We start from the raw sequence: 23,698 nt of genomic DNA on the forward strand, positions 1-23,698 counted from the left end.
TAATGTTATGAATAAATGGATTTTAATACTCGCTACTTTGCTTGCGAGTTTCAACACGGTTGCTGAAGAGCAATATTCAAAGAGTCGCTGTGATAGCATTGAGGCTGAGCGCGAGGGCATTCGTAAGAGAATGAATCGTAGCTACACGGCTAGGCAAGGTGAACGTTGGAATCAGCGTTTAGATGAGCTTTTTACGCTGTTAGCGAGACACTGCAAACACCCAAAAAGAAGTTCTGGTAATGGCGGTAATTATACGTATCGCTCGAACCCTACCGCACTTTTAAACACCAAAGTACATAACTCTACGGTGTATTCAAATTCATATAATGACGATAAAAAGCGCCATGCTTGGGGGCAATTTTATCAATTACCTGATCGCTGTAGAGCGAAGAATATTCAGCAAGCTGATTTTGTATGGTGTAGCGAAAATAAAGCTGAGCAAAAGGCGCTATTTGAATCTGCTTGGAGCGGTAAAGCTAAAGCAGACTATAAAGATATTGTTATTACTGTAAAGCCGACCATTACAGAAATTAATGCAAATAAAACTACAAGCCAAGCCGTGATAAAGAATCTAATAATCGAAGCACCCGTTAAACAAGCTTCAACACCTTTAAATGAGAGTGTTGGTCCGCAATTAACAAAGTTGAATAACCTTAAAATTTGGCAATTAGCCTTGGCTGGCATTGCGGCCATGTTGTTTGTGTTTGGTCTTTATCGTTGGTTTAAAGATTGAGTTGTTATACGGGCTAAAGCCCGACCTACAATGCCTCGCAACTCGCAACTACAGCCTTAACACCTCTCCTTGCAAGCTTGGTGAGTTTGCAATACTGGTTTGGAGTTGTTCTATCAACAACTGGGCATTCGCTGATGGTGTGCGTGAATGTGGCCAGAGGGCGTAAATTGGCCTTGCGGGAATGTTGTGGGGGGAGTCGATATAACTAAAGTTGCTGGTGTCTTCTATACAGCATATTTCGCTCATGGGTAGCAAGCCAATGCCATAGCCTGCTTCAACCATTTTTCTGGCGATTGTAATATCAAAACAAAAGCTTATATGTTCATACTCGGTTTTTAGTTTTTTAAGTAAGCCGCTGGGGAGTTGTGACTCTGAATATGGCAGTATCAGCCTTGATGTTGGGGCATCTTTCTTTTTAATCAGCTTTATTGCGATCATGCCTAGGCGCTTTTGAAAATAACTTGAATCTTGTTGTTCGCCAATGCGAATGGCTAAGTCAAAACGTTTTTGGCTTAGTTGGCTGTTGGCATTACTTGGGTAAATGTGGAGGTTTAGCGCAGGGTTGGCCATCGCAAACTGATTAACTGCCCCTATCAGTGGGCCCGCAATGATGTTTTGTGGGCACAAAAGATAAAACTCTTTTGCAGTGGGTGAGTCATTTAATTGCTCAAGCTGGCTGTTAAGAGCGAGCACTTGTTCGCCTAACTCGTTATACAGTGATTCGCCTTTGGCGGTTAACACAATGCCTCGGGCTGTGCGTTGCAGTAATGGCTCAGCGAGTTTTTCTTCTAACGCCTGAATGCGCCTTGATAAGGTTGATAGATTCAGTCCTAAATCTTTTGCTGTTTGGCTCATGCTTTTACGGCGCGCTATTTCAATAAATAAATGCAGATCATCCAGCATACGACTCCCTCAATCTTAGTTTGCATTTTCGTGACTGTTGCCACTTGCCCTGTGCAAATATAGTAACGCCAAGGAGGACATATGAAAATTCATTTTACTTTTACTGCGGCACTTTCGTTTTTAATGTCGTTTTTACTTTCGGCATGGGTCACTTATGTCAACTTAGGGTTGAGCGATACATTTTTTCTAAGTTGGATGAAGGCGTTTGCTAATGCATGGCCTGCTGCGTTTGTGGTGGCTTTTACGGTTGCCCCGCCTATTCGGGCATTGGTTTTAAAGTTATATAGTAAGGAGTCAGTATGATTAATATCGTGGCAAAAATTACCCCAAAGGCGGCATTATTTGACGACTGTAAAGGGCGTTTACAGGCCATATTAGCAGCCACTCGTGCAGAGCCTGGTTGTAATCGTTTTGAGTTGTTTGCAAGCAAAGAGCAGCGTTGTTTGTTTTTAGTTGAGCAGTTTGAATCGCAAGCCGCCCTTGATGAGCATTATGCTCAGCCTTATACCAAAGCGGTGTTCGCGTTTTATGAAAATGCCTTGGCGGAGCCTGTTGAGGTAGAGAAGTTGGAGGAGTGTTGAGAAAAAGTATGCGAGATGCGAGGGGGAAGGAGCTAGGCTCTAGGGGGCTAGGTACTAGGGGAAAGTCGACCTGTGGGGTTGTTAGGTCGTGTGTTCTTCTATGCAATTAAACCCAGTGGAGGTCTTGTAGGAGATGTATGGACTCCTCCCCCAAATGGGGTGAGTACGGTATAAAGAGATTGGACAATTACTTTTACCAATAAGGAATCCATACATGTCAAAATTTAACCTAATTAGCATCGACTTGGCAAAAAATGTTTTTCAAGTCGGTAAGTTTTTTCATCAAAAACTTCAAAGTAATAAAGCGGTGGGCAGAAAAGAGCTACTGACCATACTCACTACGTCACCTCGCTGTAAAGTTGTTATGGAATCATGTGGTGGTGCTCATTATTGGGCACGCAAAGCACGTAGTGTTGGTCATGAAGTCGTGATTCTAGATCCTCGATTTGTCAAAGCATTTAGAGTTGGCCAGAAAACAGATGCAAATGATGTCATTGCAATAGCTGCCGCTTCTTTCTCACCTAATGTCCGCCCGTGTAAATCACTGACACAAGCACAGCAAAGCTTACAGTCAATAGAGCGAATGCGCGCCTTAGCTGAAAAGCAGAAACGACAGCTGGCTAATCAAATCAGAGGCTTGTTACTTGAATTTGGGATTGTAATCAAGCAATCGGAATGCGCGTTTAGGCAAGCTATCCCTGAGATTCTAGAGGATAGCGATAATGGATTAACCGCTGGTTTAAGGCAGTGTCTAGCTCAGTGCTATGAATTATTTAAAGCGCAATCAACATTAAAAGAAACATTAAATGAGTTACTGACAGGTTTAGTAAAACAAGATGAGCAGTGTGAACGTTTACTGGCGCTTGAGGGGGTCGGGCCTATCACAGCGGTTGGTTTATTAATAAGCTTAAGTGACACAACCCATTTTACGAGTGGACGTAATGCGGCAGCCAATGTTGGTGTCACCCCTCGGCAACACTCAAGTGGTGGAAAAGTACGAATAGGTCATATAGCCAAATACCGTGGAGAGATAACATTACGCAGTCACTTGTTTCTCGGAGCCAGAGCGGTTATCAGTCAGTTAAAGCATCGAGAGCCAAAAACGAAAAAAGAACAATGGCTCAAAGCATTAGTTGAAAGACGCGGTGTGAAGTGCGCCGCCATTGCATTAGCAAATAAAACAGTTAGGACAGCGTATGCCATGCTGAAAAAGGGCACGAGTTATGAACCCAGTTTACTAGCCAATTAATATTTAGCCTTCAATAACAGAAACAACAGTATTGACCAAGAACCTGCGTTAAGCGGTTAGACCCACCCTTGATAGCCTGTAAAGTGCCTGGCGTGTTAAAACACCGAGTAGGAGAAGAGGCACAAGGGCGCGAATACATCAAAGGGCCGAGGTAGCTCCTCATTATGAGCCCGCATATAAGCACGCAGTCTGACAAAATTAACGAAGGGTATTGTGCAATAGGAGGAGTCCATATAAGGTAATTTAGTGCCGAATCAAACATAAAAGAGCGATCAGCCGTCAGACAAAGCAGGTCACGCCGTCAGCTAAAAAAAACTAGGCTACTGGGGAAGTACAGCTATTCGTAGCCTAGTTTCACAAGGTTGAAATGGTTACAGCATATGCAGGATTTGTTTGGCTTTTTCGCGGGTTAAACACGCGGCCATTGGGCGTTTTGCAAATAGCTTGGCTGAGACTTTTTGTTCTTTGCCCATGTATTGGTTATGCAGTGTTTGCACATTGACTTTGCAGATCACCGAATGGCTGTTTTCTACATAGCGAATTTCTACTCGCTCTACTTTTTTAATTAAGTTTTTATAGGGGTAGCCTTCATCGGTATCAAGCTGAGTAATTACGGGTTGGTTGGCATAACTAAAGCTTGTGGCAAATATAAGCAATAAAATAAGTAAGTATTTCATGGTGGTTGTCCTTCTCTTGTCGCGGTTGGCAATATGAGTATTACTCGTGTTACTACTACTGACAAACGATTAAAAATTACCTATGCTTAAGTTTTTATTAACTATAAATGCGTATGCAGTTACCTCCATTAAAAAGTCTTTGGTATTTTAAACACGCGGCAGAGTTAGGTAGTTTTAAGCTTGCGGCAGAGCAATTGTTTGTTAGCCAAGCTGCGGTTAGCCAACAAATTCGCTTGTTAGAACAACAGCTTGATTGCAGCTTGTTCACTCGTCATACCCGTTATGTTGAGCTGACTCGCCAAGGCGAACAGCTATTACCCCATGTACTTAAGGGCTTTAGTCATTTTCAGGCAGGTGTGCAGGCTGTTAGCCAAGATAACCACCCAAATACGTTAAACTTAACTGTGCTGCCTTCGTTCGCCAGTGGCTGGTTACTGGGCCGTATTAGCGACTTTCAAAACAAATACCCCAATATCAAAGTGCGTATTGAACCAAGCGATCAACTTGCCGACTTTTCAGCGGGGCAAGTTGATTTAGGCATTCGATTTGGTCAAGGAAATTACCCAGGTTTGCACAGTGAGCTTATCAGCGACGACAGCCTATTTTTGGCTTATAAACCCGGTGCCATTGATGTTAATAAACCCCTCAAACCACAGATTCTGGCACAAAAACTAATTAAAGATGTGTGCCCAGACGCAGAGCGCGGTTGGTTAACTTTGGCTCAGCAATTAGCTGTAAGCCCAGATGCGCTCCCCGCACTTGAAATTGATAACGCTGCACTGGTTATTCAAGCCACGTTAGCAGGGCAAGGAATTGCAATGGTAAGGCGGCGCTTAATCGAAACTCAACTGCAACTTGGTCAGCTTGAGATTTATCCAAACTATGAGTATCACTGCCAATATAAGTACTACCTTGCTGCGCCGCCCGAACATTTTAAATGGCAAAAAGTACAGCTGTTTAAAGATTGGTTGCTTGCTCAATTTGCTTTAGATGATCAGCAGTTTTATCAACTTCATCAGTAACATTTGCGTTAAATCATTTTAAAGTTTTTAAGCACCAGCTATGCTTATTTAAGTCGCTTACTAAAGGAGCTAGTAATGCTTAACTTTAAAGTTATTTTTTGTGGCGTTTGTGTGGCTGCAAGCCTAACGGCCAATGCTGATATTTCCCGTGTAAAAGCAAGTATTGAGCGTGTTGAGAGCGCGAATAAAAAGCACGAGTCTTTACTGCTTCCCTACTTATTTAGCACCGATACCATGGGGCTTAACTTTGGTGTGGGTGGCATGATCAAAGGTTATCATCAACCACAAATGACCGTTGGCGCTACTGCATTTAAAGGTGATGTGAGCGAAGGGGTGTGGGCAGGCCTGTTTAACTATAAGGTGTTAGATTCAGAACGCTGGTATTTTAGTGCCAGTGGCATGGCTGCGTATTTTCCTGATCAGCGAGCTTATACCGGAGGCCATAAAGTGCCCATTGCTGACAACGCCGTGTTCCCCGGTAGTAATGACTCTTCAAACGAGGTGTATTTAGAAGCCGATGGTAGCTCGAATTGGTTTGATGCTCGCATCGAATACGCTTTACCGTTTGGCGCAACATCGCAAACAGGTATGGTGCGTTACCAACTTAAAAACGGTTTGTTAGTTTCTGAGCCATCGGGCGGGGCACAGTGGAACCCGTTGGAATCGGGAGTAATGGTTGCAACTGCACGCTATTTTAGGCGCTCGCAAAGCTTTGAATTTAATGAGGGTACACAAGATGGCAGCATTTCAGCAATGGAATTTGGCCTGCTCTATGACAACACCGATTTTGCAACTAACCCAAGTTACGGAAGCAGGCAGTATCTTGCCTATAGCCAATCAATGCCAGGGAGTGACGATATTTATGATTGGGATTTGTGGCAGTTTAATGGCAGTAAGTTTATTTCTTTAGGGGCAAGTGAGTTTGCTCATCAGCGTATTTTAGCATTTAATTTTTGGGCTGCTTATTCACCTAGCTGGCAAGTTAATCACACTCTTGATGGCACTAAGTTTATCTCTGATGCTGCACCGTATAACGAAGGCGCTACATTAGGAGGATTTAAGCGTTTACGGGGTTATGATTTTTATCGATTTCATGACAAAGCCGCTATTTATGGGGCATTCGAATATCGCTATACCCTTAAATATAACCCAATAGCAGATGTAAATTGGTTAAAGTTTTTGAAGCTAGATTGGGTTCAGTTAGTTGGCTTTGTTGAAGCTGGTCGTGTGTCACCTCATTTAACCTTGGATACATTATGGCAAGACTACCATTATGACTATGGTGTTTCTTTAAGAGCTATGATGTCGGGGTTAGTCGTTCGAACAGAGCTTGCTAATTCAAAAGAAGGGGCCAATTTTTGGGTTATGATAGATCAGCCTTTTTAGTGAATTTGGCGCAGATTTGTTGCAGTTTTACTAGAAACTGCTAATCTGTACCCCTAACTTTTACAGTGACGTAAATTAATGATTAAACGGATTTTAATGACAACAGCCTTGTTGTTGCCCGCTTTTGCTTGGGCGCAGCAAAGTGCTCCTTCAGAAGCATGTCAAAGCATGCAAGCCGAACGTATAGAGCTACAAATAGCCCTGCGTAAAACCAATCTTCTCGACAAAATTGAAGCCTATAAACAGCGCATTCAAAGCTTATCGGCGCGTATATCCGAAACCTGTTTTAGTGAAGAGCAAATTGCTGAGCTTAAATCGTCGTTGTATAACCCTGATATTACAGAGCTTGAAAACAGCTTGGCAAAGCCATTAACAGAGCAAGCCTACATCAGCAAACAAGCTGCATGGGAGCGCTTTTATGTTATGCCGCCACGTTGTGCTGCTCGATCGTTACAGCTGCAAAACCTTGAGTCGTGCCTTGAAAATAAGCAAATTCAGTTTCAGCAATTTGATATGTTATGGCAGCAAAAAAGTGCGCAACTTGCCCGTACAGAAGCAAAACCAACAGACTCGTTTCATGAGTTTGTTTTACCTAGCAAAGCCGAACGAGCTAAGTTAACAGCCGAGCAAGAGCTAAAACGCTATAGCTACAGCACCGATTCGTTTTTACCAACCAACATTATTGTGTTGTGCGTTTTAGCCGTATCGGTGTTTTTTGGTTTGATATTTATTTTCCATTGGTTAATGCGCCCACGGTCAGTGGTGAAGTGAGTGCTTAGTTAGCGAGGGGAAAGTTAGCGAGGGGAAAGTTAGCGAGAGTAAAGGGGAAAGAGTAAAGGGGAAAGGAGTTAGGAGCTGGGTATTAGGCGCTAGGCTCTAGGCTCTAGGGCGCGATGTAAAATCGATGCTTTAGTCGTTAGAGGTCAGATGTTAGATATCAGTCGAACTGTGGGGTTGGTTAGATCGTGCATTCTTCTCTGCATTTGAACTGCTCGTTTTAGGGTAGGTTGGGTAGAGCGGAGCGAAACCCAACATAATCCATGTAAACCTTTTCATTCAGACGCGCGAAACAAGTTTCACGCCTACGGTGAATACATTAGGTTCTGGGTGCTGGGTTTTGGGCGCTAGGCGTTAGGTCGCGATGTAAAATCGCACGTTGAGGAGCGGTCAGCTTTCAGCCTTCAGCTCTCAGACGCGCGAAACAAGTTTCACGCCTACGGTGAATACATTAGGTTCTGGGTGCTGGGTTTTGGGCTTTAGGCGTTAGGTCGCGATGTAAAATCGCACCTCGAATCTCGAATCTCGCATCTCGCATCTCGCATCTCGAACCTCGCACCTCGAAACTTGTACTTCGCAACTTAATCACTCATCCGTTTTAAACTGTTTGGCGCGTTCTTCTGCGTCAATTAAGGCTTGTGATTTTGGCTGTTTGGTTTTGCTTTCTATCACAGGCTTTTCGTCTGAATTTGGGTCCCAGGTTGGATCAAGCGATAAGTTCGCAAATGGATTATACGGCTTATCATCTTTTTGCTCTGGCTCTTTGTCGGCTTCTTCACTTTTTTCTTCAGGCGTTTCTTCAAGCTTATCGTCGTTTCTCAGTTCGTCGGACAAATCAACTGTTTCTACCACTGGCTGTGATGGCTCTTCTACGTTAACGGAAGCTGGTTCATCTTGTAGTTCTTGTTCAAGCGCTTGTAAGGCTTTAGCTAAATCATCATCGTTAATGTCGTCGTGTTCTTCTGCTGGGTTTGGCGCAGTGACTGTGTGCTCATCTTCATTAAAATGATCTGCAAACGATAAATCATCACCCATCAGTGACGATAAGTCATATTCAGGCACTTCATCTTTAGACGGTTCATCGTCGGCAACAGGCTCTTTAGTTGAGTATTCATCAAAGCCAAACGATGACGAACTCGTAAAGCTTGGTTCTTCAATCTCTGGCTTCTCTAGTTCATTGATTTCCGGCTTTTCGAGTTCTTCTATTTCAGCTAATACTGGCTCATCGTCGGTAATCGGTTCTTTAGTTGAGTATTCATCAAAGCCAAACGATGACGAACTTGTAAAGCTTGGCTCTTCGATTTCTGGTTTCTCTAGTTCATCGATTTCCGGCTTTTCGAGTTCTTCAATCTCAGCTAATACTGGCTCATCGTCGGCAATCGGTTCTTTTGTTGCGTATTCATCAAAGCCAAATGACGAAGATGTAGTAAAGTTTGGTTCTTCTATTTCAGGCTCATCAAGTTCAGTTATTTCAGGGGCCTCGAAATTAGGCTCTTCAAATGGCTCAGGTTCAGTAACAGATTCTTTGGTTGAGTACTCGTCAAAGCCAAATGATGACGAAGCGTTATAACTCGGTTCTTCTAATTCTGGTTGTGTTTCAGGCTCATCTTGCTGAACGTCATCAGCTTGCGGCTCTGCTCCTTCGTTGGTGCGATATGATGATTCAAGGCTTGCTAGTTTTAACTCTTGTTCTAACTCACGTTGTTCATCTAAGAAGTCGTCATCAGCGTCGTTAGCGTTTTTCTCGTCGTAACCAAGCTCAAGATCTTCGAATTGATGGGCATCAGCAAAGTCTTGTGCTTGTGGTTGTTCAAGTGAAGTTTCAGACTCTTGTTCTTCTTTATCACGCTGAGCACTAAAGTGCATAAGCTCAGAAAGCTCGTCATTATTGTCAGTTTCGGTTGCAGTAAATGTATCGTTGGCAAGCGGGGAACTGTCTTCATGAGGGTGCTCTTGTTCTTCGGCCAGCACTGCGGCTGTTGCTACTTTTAGTTCCTCAGCTTCTTTTTCAGCAGCTGCTTGTGCTTCTGCAGCTGCTTTAAGGGCTTTAGCTTGCATTAAGCTTTGTTCAAGTTCTGAATCGGCGTCTGCTTTTTTGCTTTGACGGATACGCACAATCACTAAACCTGCAACAAGTAATACCAACAACACAATTAAGCTTGGCATTAATAATGAGCTTGAAGAGCTATCGCTGTTTGCAGGAATAGGTTCTGGCATAGGTGCAGGTGTTGGCGCAGGCTTCGGTGCCGGTTCTGCTTTTACTTCAGGTTCAGCTGGTTTTTCAGCAGTTGCAGTCTCAGCACTTTGGGTTTTAACTTCAGTGGCTTGATCTTGAATAGCAGAGCTAGTAGTTGATTCTACTACTGGTTCTTCAGGAGCATCAGAAATCGTAATACGGTCAACTTTTGCTGGTATTTCGGTTTGTTCTGCAGAGGCACTTGTTTGTTCGACAGGCTCTGGTTCTTGAACTTCAGGCTCAATTGCTGGCATTTGCTGTTCGATAGGTTCAACGGTTTGCTCTGCAATAGGTGCCGTAGTTTCTTCAGGTTCAGCTTGAATAGCGCCTGAGTGCACCCTAGGGTTAGCTGCTGCAGTTGAATTAACTGGGGCTGTTTCTTTCGTTTGTTGTTCTAGTTTTTCGAAAGCAGCTGCATTGTTTACTGGTGTTGGATTTTTGCAGTTTTTCTCATAGTTTCTGGCAGCTGAGCGATAGTTTTTATTGCTGGTGTTAAAGCGGTATTCATGCATTTGCTGTTTTAACAAAATACACATGGCTTCGTTGTACTGCGCTTTACTCGTAAAGCTTAAGCTTAGGAGTAATAAGAGAAAAGTTGTTTTTATAATTGGCATAAGTTCCGGACCAGTAAGGTTTAGTCGATGACCTAACAGTTAATTAATTCTAAGCTGAGACGAGTAATTTATCCACATTTGGTTAACAAATTAAGCGTATTCGTAGTGGTTAATCAATTACCATGAGCGCACGGTATTCGTCGTAAGCAAATTGGTCGGTCATTCCGCTTATATAATCCTGAATTAATCGGCATCGATAATAAAATTCGTAGGCGGCAAAATGATCCGGTTCGGCTTTTAGGGCGTCAATGGCTTTTTGGTAACTATTTAAATGTTTATTAGATAGTTTTTTAACCAGACGAGTTTCAATTAAATAGTTTTGGTCGCCTTTTAACACGCGCTTAAAAGCATCAGCATCAAGGGCAAGTAAAGGTTTATAGCAGTCAAGTAAACCGCTAATAATACGGTAGCCTTGTAGCTCTAAACGCTCTACTTCTTTGTGGCAAAATACATGCTTTAATGCTACTTGTTTTAAGGTGAGCGTAACGGCGTGCAAGTGGCTTCTATCTTCTAATAAAGCCTGATTAAAATCACCGTGGTAAATGGCTTCAATATTATTAATAAACCGCTCTGCTGCATAGCTTACTAATGGGTGTAGCAAGGTCACACGCAGGTAGATAAAAAATTCGCTGTTAAAATTGTACGGCTGCTCTTGTGCTTTACTTAACGCATAATCAATGGCTTTTTCGGCAAAGTCGCTGTGTTTGGTATCGTCTATGGTTAGGTTTGTGAGTGTGCGGGTGTATTGCTCTTTTAATTTTTCGCAAAGCGACTCAACACTAATAATGCCTTTTTCTACCGCATCTTCAATATCGGCTAAACAATACGAAATATCGTCAGCGGCCTCCATAATGTAGCTGGCCGGATGGCGGCAGTATTGCTCAATTTCGAGCTCCGTTTGCAGAGCTTCTATAAACGGCTTTTCGCTGAAGTAGTAACCCACTTTTTTCATCAGGTAGTTTTTATCTTGCGGGCTGTCTATTTTCGCCATGCTGGCCGGGCGTGTATATTTTAAAATTCCGGCACTTTGGCTGTAGGTTAAGTTTAGAGAAAGTAATGAATGAATTATGCGAATACCTTGGGCATTACCTTCAAAACTTTTTATGTCTTGGGCTAGGTGTTTAAAGATCACACTAATACCAATGCCTTTACAGCGCTCAGGAGTCAGTGCGTCTAAGTGTTTATCAAACCATTGGTTGATGGCTGCTTCGCCAAAGTGACCAAACGGTGGGTTGCCTATGTCGTGCATTAGGCACGCCATTTCTACTAGGCTTTCTAGCGGGCGCTCAAGCCCAGCAAGGCCATATTCTTTTTGTTTTGCATCACTAAGCTTATTAAAAATGGTTTGCACAATAAACCGGCCCACTTGTTGTACTTCAAGCGAGTGGGTAAGCCTTGAGCGCACTGCAGCATTACGTTCGAGTGGAAAAACTTGGGTTTTTTGTTGCAAACGACGAATTGCAGCACTGTTAATAATGCGGCCCCGATCACTTTCAAGCGCAGTGTGTAAATTATTGGTAGAGCGCATTTCGCGCGCAGGCGTTATTTTTTTACCAAAATCGATCATTTTATATTCCCACAAAGCGGTAAAATCGGGCTTTTGCGTTTTGTTAGCAACATTTTGCCATTTATTAAATTAAATCTAACAGCTTGTATCTTAAATTAAAATATTCATTTTTATTAAAGTTATTACTTTAAATCGTGGCCTTTATTCATATATTATTCAGTTTTACGCACTTCTTCATTATCTTGTATTAGAAAGGAAAGCCTTTTGGCTATATAGCAATGATGCAAACTTTGTCTCAAAAACCATGGCTCCTAGCCAGTATTCTTCTGTGTTGTATTGGTTTAACGGCTTGTAAAAGCACCCCAGAGCCAAGCGCTGAAAGCACCTTAACGGTGGCCGAAAAAAATGCCATTAAGGCCAAGCAGGGTGCACTGTATGCACGAGGGTTTTATGAAAGCCAACTTGGTAATATCAACTACGCCTCTGCTAGGCAATGTAGTAACTTTAATTTGCAAAGCCACCGCGGCTCAATTCGTTATGCAGAAAACTCACTTAACGCAGTGATTGATGCCATCGATAACAACTTTGACGTTGTTGAGATTGATGTGCGAATTACCCGTGACGATGTGTGGGTTGTGCATCATGATGCCCGTACAGGTCGCGAAACAGGCACCGTTGATAACCAGCGCCGCAAAATTGAGTCGATGAGCTATAAAAAAGAGTGGGGTTATTTACGTCATCGTAACCAAGATACCGGGTTACTTACCGATGATATGCCACCTTCATTCAGAGAGCTTGCTGCCACGTTTGCGCGCTATCGCAAACCCCATCAAAAACTTAATATTGAAATAAAATCAAAGGCTTCAGTTAACGATTTAAAAATGCTTGATTACTTAGCATATGAATTTGTTGGCGGTGGTAACTACTTTTTCAGCAGTTTAGAAATGCGCAACCTGACCCGTATGCGCGATATTAACCCAGATATTTACTTGGCATTTATTCAGTCGCCTGCAAAAGCCTCTATGAATAAGTTAGCAAGTGACCTAAAACGTGGCGCTGGTAGCGACCCAATTTACGAGCGCAATAAAGAAGAGCTTGAGAGCTTACAAGCTCTTGGTAATCGCTATCATCGTGAAAAACGTTACGACAGCCCAGTTAAGCTCGATAAATTAGCAAAACAGCTAAAACGTAACTTTGGTTATGTACTTGATATTCGTCATTACAAGCAAAGTGCAGCACGCTTAAAGCCGGTTGCTAAAGCGCGCGGTATTATGATTGCCACTTATTCTATAAACGGCCACGACTATCATGAGCGTAGCCTATTAGCGCAGTCGCGTTCTCTTCGCCCTGACTCTGTAATTATGGACGATACCGTTTATGGCTTTTGTTCTGTGTTTGAATTACCAAAAATGCAGCCGTATTTTAGCGATGAAGCAGGCGCTAAGTTGATTGCCAGCATGCCTGCTGATCTTGATTTAGAGCGCCTTGATGAGCTGTATGCTTATAAAGGGAATCAGCTTTACCCTGCGGTGGGCGGCACGCTTAAATCAACTCAAGAAAAAACTTATATTCCAAAAGTAACATCGACTCCTTCAGCACCTAATTTAGAAATTGGGACTCGCCAAGCCGATGAGGATTTTAGCCTAGAAACAGATCCTGCTGTTGAACTAGAACTGCGTAAAAAACAATAAGAATAAAATTATGACTGATTTAATAAAGCCGTTTTGGTGGCGCTGTTTGCTACTTGTTTTAGCTACTTTATATTTATTACCTGAGGCAATTTTTAATGCCCAGTTAGTCTCTTTAGTCGGTTTAGGTACCCCTTCGGCAGAAGATCTTGAACACCTTGAAATTTATGGCCGAGCTGTCTCTGGGGTGGGTGTTGCACTGCTGTTAGCTGACTTTCTACCTAAAGCCATGGTAGCCAAAGTAGGCCGTGGGATTATCTCGTTTATCGCTTTATTGTGTTTAGTTTGGCCGGTGGTGTTTTTTGGCCAAAAATATGCCATTGAAAAAACCTTAATTGAGCCTTCAACCGCAGAGCAGCGCCAGTTTGCTACCTACAGTGCTGCACTTAGAGACGCGCTGGCGATTAACTCGATTAAAGTGAACGACCTTGATTATAACCCTGAGCAATTACATAGCTCAGAAAACCTGACCTTTTTGGCGCTGTTTGGTGGCTTACTGTATAGCGATGCCGCGCTTTCAGACAACCTAGAGCAAGATAAGCGAAAGATTATTGCTGCGTTTGTACAGAAAAAAGCGTATCAAGATTTTGATAAACATTATAAAAACTACAGCCAGTTATATGATGAGCTGGTGATTAAATACAAAGCCTATGCTGATGGCAGTAAAAAGTACAACAGCACTTTGGCAAGTATCGGTGAGCGCGAGCAAGGTTATTGGCAGCAAGTTGAACAAGAGATCAATAGCGGCTGGAGCAAATACCAACAAGCACAAAAAGCCCATATAGCAAAAGCGTCAGCACGCGCACAAAAGTATGGCCCGAAGATTTATGATTACCACCACAGCATTGCAAAATGCCGTGAGCGTTATGATAAAAGCAGTGAAATAGACCGCCGAAATCGTTGTTATGAACGCGAAGCAGCAGACTACCGAAGCAATATTTTAAAAGCCGGTATTGGCTACATTGAGCCTGATTACTGGCTTATTGAAGAAGATGTTTCGGTTGCTGAAAATGCTGCAGGCACGATTTTAATGGGGGTGCTTACTGGTGGTGTTTATACCGCACTACAGGCTGCTAGTTTAGCAACCGGTGGTGATGGCGGCTTTAAAGACAAGCGATACAAATACACCGATGACCCAGATCATTATCAGCTGCGTTTTTTACAACATCCAAATTTTCATAAGATGTTTGTGAGTGAAACGGGCTATCCATTTACGATTGAAAACTTAATGGCGTTTCGTGCTCACGAAACAACGCAAAAGAAGCTTAGAGCACATTTTTCCAGCAAAGGGTTACAACTTGATAGCAACTGGAATGTGAATCAACGTCAAGCATTTGCTAATGCAGTAGCTACAAAAGTAACCAGTGAAGCTAATGCACAATGGCAAAGCGAAATGCGCAAACGCGGCATGAGTTTAAAGCCAAACTTAAGCTGGGTTGCGTTTCAGCTGCACCCACAAATTCAAGCAAAAATTGCAGACAGAATGGGTGATTTATACGTAAAAAACATTCGTGCCGACTGGAACAAAAAGAACTTTAAAGACAAGGTGCTTGATCCAAACATTGCAAAACGCACCGACAAATACCTAGCCATGCTTAATAGCTCAGAAGGTAAATTTGCTGATGGTGGCGAGTATGCCGAGTACGGTAAGCAAGCATTGCGTTCGGTGATTATTCCGCCTATCTCGATGTCGTTGTCACTGTTTTTGATTTGCTTAACCTTTAGCAAGCTGCCGTTAAAACTGTGGCAATTGATTAAACCTAAGCAAGAAAAGCAGCCAACGACAGGTGTATCTGTTTTGCAAAAGCTGATTATGCCAGCGCTGATTTTGATAGTGCCAGTAATGTTTGTGCATAACACCTTTACCGAAGACGACCAAAGCCCTGTTAACTACTTTTTAGACAAGGTCGATGAGTCGAGCAATCCGGTGTTTAGTTATGCGATTCGTTGGACTTTGCATGCCCAGCCTTTACTGCATCCTCTTGGTTTAAAGTTTGAAGAAAAATTGCATATTTACGAGAGTTTTAGCCCGCTGAGCCATGCTTTAGCCAAGGTTGATATTTTGCGCCACGGCGATGCCAGTTTAAGTGCTGAGCAGCAACAGCGTAGACAATATCTGGTTGAGCAAAAAACTAAACTTACCATTACTACAAACCCGGCGAACGCCACTATTCGCATTATGAATATCGGCCCTAAATATCGCCCCGGCATGACATTAAAAACTGGCGCTTATGATATTCAAGTGTCGGCGCCTGGGTATAAAACGTATCGACGTTGGCACCAAGTAGATGCTGGCGAACAAACATTAACCATTGATTTAAGCAATTAATTAAGCAAGGAATGAAAATGCAACATTGCCAAAATACGGTGTATGCCACCGATCTTCACTGTTGTGATTGTGGAGAAGCTCTTGAGCAAAAAAGACAAATGCACACGGTTGAAGAACTCAGCCCTGACTTGCTGGTTGATGTAAAAAACTATGCGCCACAAGCGAGTACGATCACAGGCGTTGTGAAATCAATGTATTACTATAAGCGCCGCTATAAAACCAATAAAGACAACATGCTATATGGTTATTGGTGGCTAGAAGTAGAAGACAAAGACGGCATTATTCATGAGTTTAGTGTTGATGCAGAAAAAGATGTAATTGCTAACCTACAAAAGGGGAATGTGATCACTGCTTTTCAGGAAACACCGTTAACGCTTAATTATCAAATTGCTGATGGCAATGCTAGGCGGGTAGTTAAAAATGACCGCTTTATGCCAGTTGTGATTGTGCATTTTGCCGATCAACAATATCGCAGCTGGGACAAAACCATCAGCCGAAACTACACTGGTGGAACCATTTTATGGCTGGTGCTAAGTGTTATTACATTCTTAATCATGTTGTTTGCGGCAAAGCTTGAGTTTTTGCCTGCGCTACTTGCGTCATTGCCAGTTGCTATCGGGGTATTTATGGCAGAGCACAACTACCATAAAAAAGCCAAAGCCAAACAAGAAGCAAAGTATGATGCGATTTTAGCAGCAACAGATGTGATGCTATCGACCACCCTAAATCAATTGGGTTATAACATGCTGGCAAGAACGCCGAGTAAGTCAGATGTTATTTGTATCTCTTGCCAGCAGCGTATTAGCCAAGATGCTGCGCATTGTTATTGCTGTGGCGCTAAGCAACACGTTGAAGCGATTGCTGAAAAAGAACAATCACTTGCAAAAGATGATGAGCAAGCCATTAGCATTCAAAAAGCGTTAGAGCCAAGCAAAACAAAACCAACCAGTATTGCCCAGCTTGAGCATGCCATTATGGATGAGTATAGCCTTGCATATGAAAACGCTTATGAGCATAAAAATGTTTGGGCACGTAACGAAAAGGGCACCATTAGTCATTGTGCAGTGCTTGGTAAAGTATTAGAAAAAGAGCAAAGCGCACATGCCAATGAAAGTCGCCAAACAGTGACCACTACAGAAACCACAACCACCTATCGTGGTGGCATGTATGTTGGCAGCGATGTAAAAGAGCGCGTTGAGGTTTATCGTAATCGTAGCACCACCTTAAAAGGTGAAATCATGCTCGAAACCGCATCGGGTGAGCCGTTTATTTTTAAAGCGGGTGAAGATTTACTGGGCTCTGTTGATATTGGTGATTGGGTGTATTACGCCTACAGCAGTGTTGATACTAAGCGTTACTCTGAGTATTACCGTGAGTATGCGGTTAATGTGAGTAAAGACATTAAGTACAATAATTCTTCAGTCAGAAATTTTGGCATGGTGCATGGCTTTAACCGTATGGTATTGCTTGGTCTTACGTCAGTAGGGCTAGCGTGGTACTTTGATGCCCAAGATTTTTACCCACTAGTGAATACACTTGTACCAGATGCTGGCATTGATTTACTCAATAATTACCCGCAAGTGGTTGAACACTTAGATGGCCTACCAGTTGCTGTGTTTATTGTGTTAAGTGTGGTTACAGGGGTTTGGGGCTTTATTTATAGCCAAATAAACGGCTCACGTTTAAAGCGTAGTGTGAAAAAGCTCGAAAGCATGATCACAAAATTTTCAAAACAGTTTGGTAAAGTTTCTGAGCAAATTAACAAATTGAACTAAAAAGGGTTTCGCATGCGTATTTGGCAATTAGTTTTAGCGGGTTTATTAGCGTTCAGCTCTCTTGTAAAAGCGGAGCAAGAGCAATCTGTGGTACTTATTTCGATAGATGGATTTCGCTGGGATTACATTGAAAAACACCATGCAAAGCACTTAAAAGCAATCAGTGAACAGGGCGTGAGAGCAAACAAAATGCGCCCTGTTTATCCGACCAAAACCTTCCCGAATCATTTGTCGATTATTACCGGCTTATTGCCTGTTAATCATGGCATTGTCGAGAACCGCTTTTGTGATACCGAGCGTAACGACTGCTACAAAATGGGTAAAGGGAAAGACGATAGCACTTGGGTAAATGGCATTCCGCTTTGGAACCTTGCACAAATGCAAGGCTTAAAAGCCGCCACCTATTTTTGGCCTGAATCAGATGCGCGCTTTAACGGCATGCTGCCTGATTACTTTTATCATTATTCAAAACACAGTGATTATCAAAAGCGTGTTGATCAAATTATTCAGTGGTTGAGCTTGCCAAAAGCACAGCGCCCGCGTTTAGTGGTTAGCTACTTTTCGCTGGTCGATAGCATGGGGCACGAGTTTGGCCCTGATGCTAAAGAAACTTATGACGCAGTGCAAAAGCTTGATGGTTTAATGGCTGATTTATCGAGTCGTTTAAAAGCGCTTGATGAAAACATTAACTTAGTGATTGTGTCTGATCACGGTATGGCGTCTGTAGAACCAAGCCTTAGTATTAAAATTGATAGCTTGCCGCAAGACAACAACTTCATAGTGCAAAACACCGGCCCTCGGGTTTTATATTATGCAAAACCAGATAGCAAAGCAGATATTAATGGATTCAGTAAAAAGCTTGCTCAAGCCGCTGATGGTCGCTATATCGTGCTAAGCGACCAGCAAAAGCGTGATTATCACTATGATAAAGGCCCGCGCGTTGGCGATATTATTTTACAAACCGACGCGCCTCGGGTGTTTACCGACAGTAAAATGGCCGGTTATTTAGGTACCCATGGTTATGCTTATAGCGAAGATATGGCCGCAACCTTTATCGCCACCGGCCCCGCCTTTAAACAAGGCCTCCGTTTAGACGAAGTAAGTAATTTAGATGTGTACCCGCTGATCGCCAAAATTCTAGGCCTTGAGATTTTAAGCCCAATCGACAGCAACGGTGAAAGTTTATGGACCGCGGTTGAGGAGTAGGTGTGAGTTGGTGAGGGGAAAGACTCTAGGGGAAAGAGTAAAGTTAGAAAGGGGAAAGGCGCTAGGCACTAGGTTCTAGGACGCGATGCAAAATCGCTGGCTTTTAGTCGTTAGAGGTCAGATATTAGATGTCAGTCGATCAGTGGGGTTGGTTAGGTCGAGTGTTCTTCTCAGCGATTTTAACCTTTTAGGAGCTCTTGTAGGAGATGTATGGACTCCTCCCCCAAATGGGGTGAGTACGGTATAAAGAGATTGGACAATTACTTTTACCAATAAGGAATCCATACATGTCAAAATTTAACCTAATTAGCATCGACTTGGCAAAAAATGTTTTTCAAGTCGGTAAGTTTTTTCATCAAAAACTTCAAAGTAATAAAGCGGTGGGCAGAAAAGAGCTACTGACCATACTCACTACGTCACCTCGCTGTAAAGTTGTTATGGAATCATGTGGTGGTGCTCATTATTGGGCACGCAAAGCACGTAGTGTTGGTCATGAAGTCGTGATTCTAGATCCTCGATTTGTCAAAGCATTTAGAGTTGGCCAGAAAACAGATGCAAATGATGTCATTGCAATAGCTGCCGCTTCTTTCTCACCTAATGTCCGCCCGTGTAAATCACTGACACAAGCACAGCAAAGCTTACAGTCAATAGAGCGAATGCGCGCCTTAGCTGAAAAGCAGAAACGACAGCTGGCTAATCAAATCAGAGGCTTGTTACTTGAATTTGGGATTGTAATCAAGCAATCGGAATGCGCGTTTAGGCAAGCTATCCCTGAGATTCTAGAGGATAGCGATAATGGATTAACCGCTGGTTTAAGGCAGTGTCTAGCTCAGTGCTATGAATTATTTAAAGCGCAATCAACATTAAAAGAAACATTAAATGAGTTACTGACAGGTTTAGTAAAACAAGATGAGCAGTGTGAACGTTTACTGGCGCTTGAGGGGGTCGGGCCTATCACAGCGGTTGGTTTATTAATAAGCTTAAGTGACACAACCCATTTTACGAGTGGACGTAATGCGGCAGCCAATGTTGGTGTCACCCCTCGGCAACACTCAAGTGGTGGAAAAGTACGAATAGGTCATATAGCCAAATACCGTGGAGAGATAACATTACGCAGTCACTTGTTTCTCGGAGCCAGAGCGGTTATCAGTCAGTTAAAGCATCGAGAGCCAAAAACGAAAAAAGAACAATGGCTCAAAGCATTAGTTGAAAGACGCGGTGTGAAGTGCGCCGCCATTGCATTAGCAAATAAAACAGTTAGGACAGCGTATGCCATGCTGAAAAAGGGCACGAGTTATGAACCCAGTTTACTAGCCAATTAATATTTAGCCTTCAATAACAGAAACAACAGTATTGACCAAGAACCTGCGTTAAGCGGTTAGACCCACCCTTGATAGCCTGTAAAGTGCCTGGCGTGTTAAAACACCGAGTAGGAGAAGAGGCACAAGGGCGCGAATACATCAAAGGGCCGAGGTAGCTCCTCATTATGAGCCCGCATATAAGCACGCAGTCTGACAAAATTAACGAAGGGTATTGTGCAATAGGAGGAGTCCATATAAGGTACTTTAGTGCCGAATAGAATCAAACATAAATGAGAGCGGTCAGCCTTCAGACTTCAGCTTTCAGACGCGTGAAACAAGTTTCACGCCTACGAATTAAGACATTCGGTTCTAGGAGCTGGGCGCTAGGTACTAGGCTCTAGGACGCGATGTAAAATCGCTGCTACAGACTCGAAACTCGTTCCTCGTATCTCGTCACTTACTCAAACCATTCCCGGCTAAAGCCAGTCCTACGGGGAACAATTGGTGCTAGGATTCAGACTCTAGGACGCGATGTAAAATCGCTGCTACAGACTCGAAACTCGTTCCTCGTATCTCGTTACTCGTATCTCGCATCTCGTTCCTCGTATCTCGAAACTCGCTAACTTTCCCCTTTCCCCTTGAAACTAGCAACTCGTAGCTAGCAACTCGTAGCTAGCAACTCGTACCTCGTTACCTACAACTTCGTTACCCACCCGTATTCACCATGGCTTTGAAACTTGTAGCTTTGATTACCGGCATCAAATTGGCCTTGTAGGGTGTTTTCTGTGAGGGTCATCACGGCTTGATGACCTGTTTTAGTTTGATCATTGACCTTGCCAAATACACTTCTATCGCCATTGCTGGCTTCAATAATGTTACTAATTTCTACGGTGTAACTAAGGTATTCGTCGATCACTAAAATAAAGTGATCGCCAGGTTGTAGGGTTTTTAGGGTGTCTAAATCAAATTCGCTAAATGCGGTGTTTGCTAATTGGTCAGGCAAACGGCCTTGTTTGTATAGGTAATCGTGCGCATGATTAGATAGCTGATTAAGTGGCGCAGTTAAGTTCACAATGGGCTGTGGGGCTATTTGGTCGGCTTCAGCTTTGTAAGACGCAACAAACTGCTGTGTGCTGGGTTTTGTTTTAAAACCATCACTTTGAATGTGCCATTCATTCAGTGCAAATGCTGTAAGTGGCAGAATGAAGATTAATGCAAGCGTCCTGTTCACATGTTTCTCTTACGGGGTTTTATGTTAACTCATTGTTAGTTTTTACCTCAAGTTAACAACTCGGTCAATAGTTAATCACTAAGTAGTGGTTTTTATTATCGTGTCGATAAAATTAATTTGTTTTACTCGGCTCTGAATGCTGAGCATAATCCGCGTTTTTTTGTCACCGAAACTCCAAGACTAGAGGTACCGACCATGCGCGGGTGGATCATTTATAAAGATAGCCAAGGCTTGTTAAAGCAAGAAACCTATGAAGTAGAACGTTTACTTGCTGCAGCCAAAGAAGAGGGTATAGATTTACAAGTTTACTCGCCTGATCAATTTGATCTAACTATTACCCGTGAAGATGGTAAAAGTATCTTAATTGATGGCCAATCTGTTGAGCTACCAGACTTTGTTATTCCTCGCATGGGTGCAAGTACAACCTATTTTGCGCTGGCGATTATTCGCCACCTTGAGCGTTTAGGCGTTTATTGTGTCAATAGCTCGCAATCAATCGAAACAGTGAAAGACAAACTGTTTGCACAGCAAATTCTTGCTGAATGTAATTTACCTACGCCGAATACCATGTTGGTTAAGTTTCCGGTGAATATTGATTTGGTTGAAAAGCAAATTGGCTTTCCTGTGGTTATTAAAACGTTATCGGGCTCGCAGGGCAGTGGCGTGTTCTTATCAAAATCAAAAGAAGAGTTTGATGACTTAATGCAGCTGATTGAAGCGGCAAACCCACAAGCAAACATCATTTTACAGCAGTTTGTTAAGTCGAGTCATGGTCGTGATTTGCGAGTACTTACTATTGGTGGCCGTGCTGTTGCGTGTATGGAACGTAACTCGCAGGGTAAAAACTTTAAAGCTAATGTCAGTGCTGGTGGTACAGGTAAGTCATTTCCTATTACGCCAGAAATCGAATGGCTTGCAACCCAAACTGCGAACGTACTTAACCTTGATGTGGCTGGCATTGATTTATTGTTTGATGAGCAGCACTTTAAAATTTGTGAAGCAAACTCAAGCCCTGGCTTTGAAGGCTTAGAAGGTGCGTTGGGTATTGATGTAGCCAAAGAGATTTTGCACTTCATTCGCATTCGTTTAGGTATTTTTGATAAGCCAAAAGTTGTCGAAGAGCCTTGTTTAGAGGCCGTTTAAACTTTCAAAAGGCGTGTTTATAACACGCCTTTTTTGTGTCATCTGTATAGTAAATAAATCTTAAAATACTACAAAAGTGTACAGTGCCATCAGGCAAATCATAGGATATGGTAGATTTTTAATTGCCAAGGAGTGTGTACATGAGTCAGCTCATCAGTCGAGCAACCGCGGGGTTAGTGGCCGTTATTATTGGCTTTACCAGTTCAATCGCGCTTATTTATCAGGTTGTTATGGTGTTAGGTGGCACACCTGATTTAGTTGCCAGCTGGGTGTTAATGCTTGGTCTTGCGATGGGCGTCAGCTCGATTGCGTTGTCTTATTACTACAAAGTGCCCATTCTTATCGCGTGGTCAACAACTGGGGCGGCACTCCTTATTTCAAGTGCCCAAGGGTATAGCTTAAACCAAGCTGTTGGTGCGTTTATGTTCTCTGCTGCGCTGGTGTTTTTGTCTGGAATTACCGGCGTGTTCGAAAAAATGATGAACAAAATTCCAAGCCAATTGGCCTGTGCCATGCTTGCAGGCGTGCTGGTGAATTTTGGTATTGATGTGTTCAACTTTATGAATGATCTACCTTTAGTCATTGGTTTAATGGTGGCCGTTTATTTATGTGGCAAGCGCTATTTCCCACGCTTTGCTATGCTTGCTGTGGTTGTGGCGGGCTTTTTAATGGCAGGTGTAACAGGGCAAATTGATACCTCTAGCTGGCAGTGGAAAATGAGCGAGTTTGCTTACATTGCGCCTGAGTTTGACTTAAACGCTATGATAAGTGTTGGTTTGCCGCTATTTATTGTGACCATGACGTCGCAAAACTTACCGGGTATTGCTGTTTTAAAAGCGCACCAATACAAAGCCCCTGTATCGGCAGCGCTAAATGTAACCGGACTATTAAATGTATTTATTGCACCATTTGGTGGTTATGCCATTAACCTGGCGGCTATAACGGCTGCCATTTGTATGAGCCCTGAGGCCGATAAAGACCCAAGCAAACGTTATTGGGCAAGCATTGCTGGTGGTGTTTTTTACATTATTATGGCGCTCCTTGCGGCAACCTTGGTCGGTTTGGTAGCAAGTTTGCCACAGGCATTAATTTTGGCGTTGGCAGGTATTGCGCTATTTGCCACCATTGCGAGCAGCTTACAGCAAGCCTTAACAGAGGCTTATTATACCGAAGCTGCTATCGTGACCTTTTTAGTTACAGCTTCAAACCTAACTTTGTTCTCTGTTGGTTCTGCATTTTGGGGGATTGTTGCAGGTACGGTGACCTTGGTTATGACACGTAAAGATTAATGACACGCTTCAATATTAAAAAAGGCCCTAGTTACTGTATATAATAGCTAG

The 23,698-nt window shown here is 42.9% G+C and carries 19 protein-coding genes; 14 read left to right on the forward strand and 5 right to left on the reverse strand.

The genetic code is table 11. The features are described 5' to 3' along the window. The first annotated feature begins 7 nt into the window (after positions 1 to 7). Entirely contained in the window at positions 8 to 733 is a 726-nt protein-coding gene (locus tag J8Z28_RS18720; RefSeq protein WP_250660746.1) for a hypothetical protein, read from the forward strand. A gap of 48 nt (positions 734 to 781) precedes the next feature. Here the strand turns inward: J8Z28_RS18720 and J8Z28_RS18725 are convergent, their stop codons facing one another. Next, positions 782 to 1,636 (reverse strand): LysR family transcriptional regulator, encoded by an 855-nt coding sequence (locus J8Z28_RS18725; RefSeq protein ID WP_250660747.1) that lies wholly within the window; start codon positions 1,634 to 1,636, stop codon positions 782 to 784. Between the two features lie 81 nt (positions 1,637 to 1,717). On the opposite strand from J8Z28_RS18725, the gene J8Z28_RS18730 reads away from it, so the two are divergent. The 3 genes from J8Z28_RS18730 (at position 1,718) to J8Z28_RS18740 (ending at position 3,466) form a co-directional block, all read left to right on the forward strand. Further along, the gene (locus tag J8Z28_RS18730) at positions 1,718 to 1,939 is read left to right on the forward strand and encodes a DUF2798 domain-containing protein (protein ID WP_250660748.1); all 222 of its coding nucleotides are present in this window, start codon (positions 1,718 to 1,720) and stop codon (positions 1,937 to 1,939) included. Next, entirely contained in the window at positions 1,936 to 2,217 is a 282-nt protein-coding gene (locus tag J8Z28_RS18735) for a putative quinol monooxygenase (protein WP_250660749.1), read from the forward strand. The genes J8Z28_RS18730 and J8Z28_RS18735 overlap by 4 nt, the downstream gene beginning before the upstream one ends. A 214-nt stretch (positions 2,218 to 2,431) precedes the next feature. Further along, on the forward strand, positions 2,432 to 3,466 hold the full coding sequence (locus J8Z28_RS18740) for an IS110 family RNA-guided transposase (RefSeq protein WP_250659528.1): 1,035 nt from the start codon (positions 2,432 to 2,434) through the stop codon (positions 3,464 to 3,466). A 371-nt stretch (positions 3,467 to 3,837) separates the two neighbouring features. Here J8Z28_RS18740 and J8Z28_RS18745 read toward each other — a convergent pair whose 3' ends face one another. Further along, on the reverse strand, positions 3,838 to 4,143 hold the full coding sequence (locus tag J8Z28_RS18745; RefSeq protein WP_250660750.1) for a hypothetical protein: 306 nt from the start codon (positions 4,141 to 4,143) through the stop codon (positions 3,838 to 3,840). Between the two features lie 113 nt (positions 4,144 to 4,256). On the opposite strand from J8Z28_RS18745, the gene J8Z28_RS18750 reads away from it, so the two are divergent. The 3 genes from J8Z28_RS18750 (at position 4,257) to J8Z28_RS18760 (ending at position 7,322) form a co-directional block, all read left to right on the forward strand. After that, positions 4,257 to 5,165, forward strand: a complete 909-nt coding sequence (locus J8Z28_RS18750; protein WP_250660751.1) for a LysR substrate-binding domain-containing protein — start codon at positions 4,257 to 4,259, stop codon at positions 5,163 to 5,165. Between the two features lie 75 nt (positions 5,166 to 5,240). Then, positions 5,241 to 6,551, forward strand: a complete 1,311-nt coding sequence (locus J8Z28_RS18755) for a BamA/TamA family outer membrane protein (protein WP_250660752.1) — start codon at positions 5,241 to 5,243, stop codon at positions 6,549 to 6,551. Between the two features lie 78 nt (positions 6,552 to 6,629). After that, on the forward strand, positions 6,630 to 7,322 hold the full coding sequence (locus tag J8Z28_RS18760) for a hypothetical protein (RefSeq protein WP_250660753.1): 693 nt from the start codon (positions 6,630 to 6,632) through the stop codon (positions 7,320 to 7,322). Between the two features lie 591 nt (positions 7,323 to 7,913). Here J8Z28_RS18760 and J8Z28_RS18765 read toward each other — a convergent pair. Both J8Z28_RS18765 and dgt read right to left on the reverse strand, forming a co-directional pair. Continuing rightward, complete coding sequence (locus J8Z28_RS18765) at positions 7,914 to 10,178, reverse strand: hypothetical protein (protein ID WP_250660754.1); 2,265 nt, start codon at positions 10,176 to 10,178, stop codon at positions 7,914 to 7,916. A gap of 109 nt (positions 10,179 to 10,287) precedes the next feature. After that, on the reverse strand, positions 10,288 to 11,745 hold the full coding sequence (dgt, locus tag J8Z28_RS18770) for a dGTPase (RefSeq protein WP_054563229.1): 1,458 nt from the start codon (positions 11,743 to 11,745) through the stop codon (positions 10,288 to 10,290). Between the two features lie 218 nt (positions 11,746 to 11,963). Here dgt and J8Z28_RS18775 point away from each other — a divergent pair, with 218 nt between their 5' ends. The 5 genes from J8Z28_RS18775 to J8Z28_RS18795 all read left to right on the forward strand — a co-directional run bounded on the left by J8Z28_RS18775 (position 11,964) and on the right by J8Z28_RS18795 (position 20,005). Beyond that, on the forward strand, positions 11,964 to 13,376 hold the full coding sequence (locus tag J8Z28_RS18775; protein WP_250660755.1) for a glycerophosphodiester phosphodiesterase: 1,413 nt from the start codon (positions 11,964 to 11,966) through the stop codon (positions 13,374 to 13,376). Positions 13,377 to 13,386: 10 nt separating this feature from the next. Beyond that, positions 13,387 to 15,702: a PEGA domain-containing protein gene (locus J8Z28_RS18780; RefSeq protein WP_250660756.1), complete on the forward strand. Its 2,316-nt coding sequence runs from the start codon at positions 13,387 to 13,389 to the stop codon at positions 15,700 to 15,702. A gap of 17 nt (positions 15,703 to 15,719) precedes the next feature. Beyond that, the gene (locus J8Z28_RS18785; protein WP_250660757.1) at positions 15,720 to 17,477 is read left to right on the forward strand and encodes a hypothetical protein; all 1,758 of its coding nucleotides are present in this window, start codon (positions 15,720 to 15,722) and stop codon (positions 17,475 to 17,477) included. A 12-nt stretch (positions 17,478 to 17,489) separates the two neighbouring features. Further along, positions 17,490 to 18,683, forward strand: coding sequence for an alkaline phosphatase family protein (locus J8Z28_RS18790; RefSeq protein ID WP_250660758.1), 1,194 nt, complete (start codon positions 17,490 to 17,492; stop codon positions 18,681 to 18,683). Positions 18,684 to 18,970: 287 nt separating this feature from the next. Then, on the forward strand, positions 18,971 to 20,005 hold the full coding sequence (locus J8Z28_RS18795; RefSeq protein ID WP_250659528.1) for an IS110 family RNA-guided transposase: 1,035 nt from the start codon (positions 18,971 to 18,973) through the stop codon (positions 20,003 to 20,005). 673 nt (positions 20,006 to 20,678) lie between these two features. On the opposite strand, the gene J8Z28_RS18800 is transcribed toward J8Z28_RS18795, so the two are convergent. After that, positions 20,679 to 21,215, reverse strand: a complete 537-nt coding sequence (locus tag J8Z28_RS18800) for a protease inhibitor BamI-like protein (protein WP_058584454.1) — start codon at positions 21,213 to 21,215, stop codon at positions 20,679 to 20,681. Between the two features lie 195 nt (positions 21,216 to 21,410). Here J8Z28_RS18800 and J8Z28_RS18805 point away from each other — a divergent pair, with 195 nt between their 5' ends. Then, positions 21,411 to 22,358 (forward strand): ATP-grasp domain-containing protein, encoded by a 948-nt coding sequence (locus J8Z28_RS18805; RefSeq protein ID WP_062564751.1) that lies wholly within the window; start codon positions 21,411 to 21,413, stop codon positions 22,356 to 22,358. 140 nt (positions 22,359 to 22,498) lie between these two features. Next, positions 22,499 to 23,647 carry a benzoate/H(+) symporter BenE family transporter gene (locus tag J8Z28_RS18810; RefSeq protein ID WP_250660759.1) on the forward strand — a complete coding sequence of 383 codons (1,149 nt, stop codon included), beginning with the start codon at positions 22,499 to 22,501 and terminating at the stop codon, positions 23,645 to 23,647. The last annotated feature ends 51 nt before the right edge of the window (positions 23,648 to 23,698 follow it).

Source organism: Pseudoalteromonas sp. SCSIO 43088 (genome assembly GCF_023650795.1).
GTDB lineage: Bacteria > Pseudomonadota > Gammaproteobacteria > Enterobacterales > Alteromonadaceae > Pseudoalteromonas > Pseudoalteromonas shioyasakiensis.

Excerpts from the sequence above, each read along its gene's own strand:
- J8Z28_RS18810 (WP_250660759.1), top strand. The coding sequence starts at position 22,499 with ATGAGTCAGCTCATCAGTCGAGCAACCGCGGGGTTAGTGGCCGTTATT.
- J8Z28_RS18795 (WP_250659528.1), top strand. The coding sequence starts at position 18,971 with ATGTCAAAATTTAACCTAATTAGCATCGACTTGGCAAAAAATGTTTTT.
- J8Z28_RS18740 (WP_250659528.1), top strand. The coding sequence starts at position 2,432 with ATGTCAAAATTTAACCTAATTAGCATCGACTTGGCAAAAAATGTTTTT.
- dgt (WP_054563229.1), bottom strand. The coding sequence starts at position 11,745 with ATGATCGATTTTGGTAAAAAAATAACGCCTGCGCGCGAAATGCGCTCT.
- J8Z28_RS18765 (WP_250660754.1), bottom strand. The coding sequence starts at position 10,178 with ATGCCAATTATAAAAACAACTTTTCTCTTATTACTCCTAAGCTTAAGC.
- J8Z28_RS18755 (WP_250660752.1), top strand. The coding sequence starts at position 5,241 with ATGCTTAACTTTAAAGTTATTTTTTGTGGCGTTTGTGTGGCTGCAAGC.
- J8Z28_RS18750 (WP_250660751.1), top strand. The coding sequence starts at position 4,257 with ATGCAGTTACCTCCATTAAAAAGTCTTTGGTATTTTAAACACGCGGCA.
- J8Z28_RS18785 (WP_250660757.1), top strand. The coding sequence starts at position 15,720 with ATGCAACATTGCCAAAATACGGTGTATGCCACCGATCTTCACTGTTGT.
- J8Z28_RS18775 (WP_250660755.1), top strand. The coding sequence starts at position 11,964 with ATGATGCAAACTTTGTCTCAAAAACCATGGCTCCTAGCCAGTATTCTT.
- J8Z28_RS18805 (WP_062564751.1), top strand. The coding sequence starts at position 21,411 with ATGCGCGGGTGGATCATTTATAAAGATAGCCAAGGCTTGTTAAAGCAA.
- J8Z28_RS18745 (WP_250660750.1), bottom strand. The coding sequence starts at position 4,143 with ATGAAATACTTACTTATTTTATTGCTTATATTTGCCACAAGCTTTAGT.
- J8Z28_RS18735 (WP_250660749.1), top strand. The coding sequence starts at position 1,936 with ATGATTAATATCGTGGCAAAAATTACCCCAAAGGCGGCATTATTTGAC.
- J8Z28_RS18790 (WP_250660758.1), top strand. The coding sequence starts at position 17,490 with ATGCGTATTTGGCAATTAGTTTTAGCGGGTTTATTAGCGTTCAGCTCT.
- J8Z28_RS18760 (WP_250660753.1), top strand. The coding sequence starts at position 6,630 with ATGATTAAACGGATTTTAATGACAACAGCCTTGTTGTTGCCCGCTTTT.
- J8Z28_RS18720 (WP_250660746.1), top strand. The coding sequence starts at position 8 with ATGAATAAATGGATTTTAATACTCGCTACTTTGCTTGCGAGTTTCAAC.
- J8Z28_RS18725 (WP_250660747.1), bottom strand. The coding sequence starts at position 1,636 with ATGCTGGATGATCTGCATTTATTTATTGAAATAGCGCGCCGTAAAAGC.
- J8Z28_RS18730 (WP_250660748.1), top strand. The coding sequence starts at position 1,718 with ATGAAAATTCATTTTACTTTTACTGCGGCACTTTCGTTTTTAATGTCG.
- J8Z28_RS18780 (WP_250660756.1), top strand. The coding sequence starts at position 13,387 with ATGACTGATTTAATAAAGCCGTTTTGGTGGCGCTGTTTGCTACTTGTT.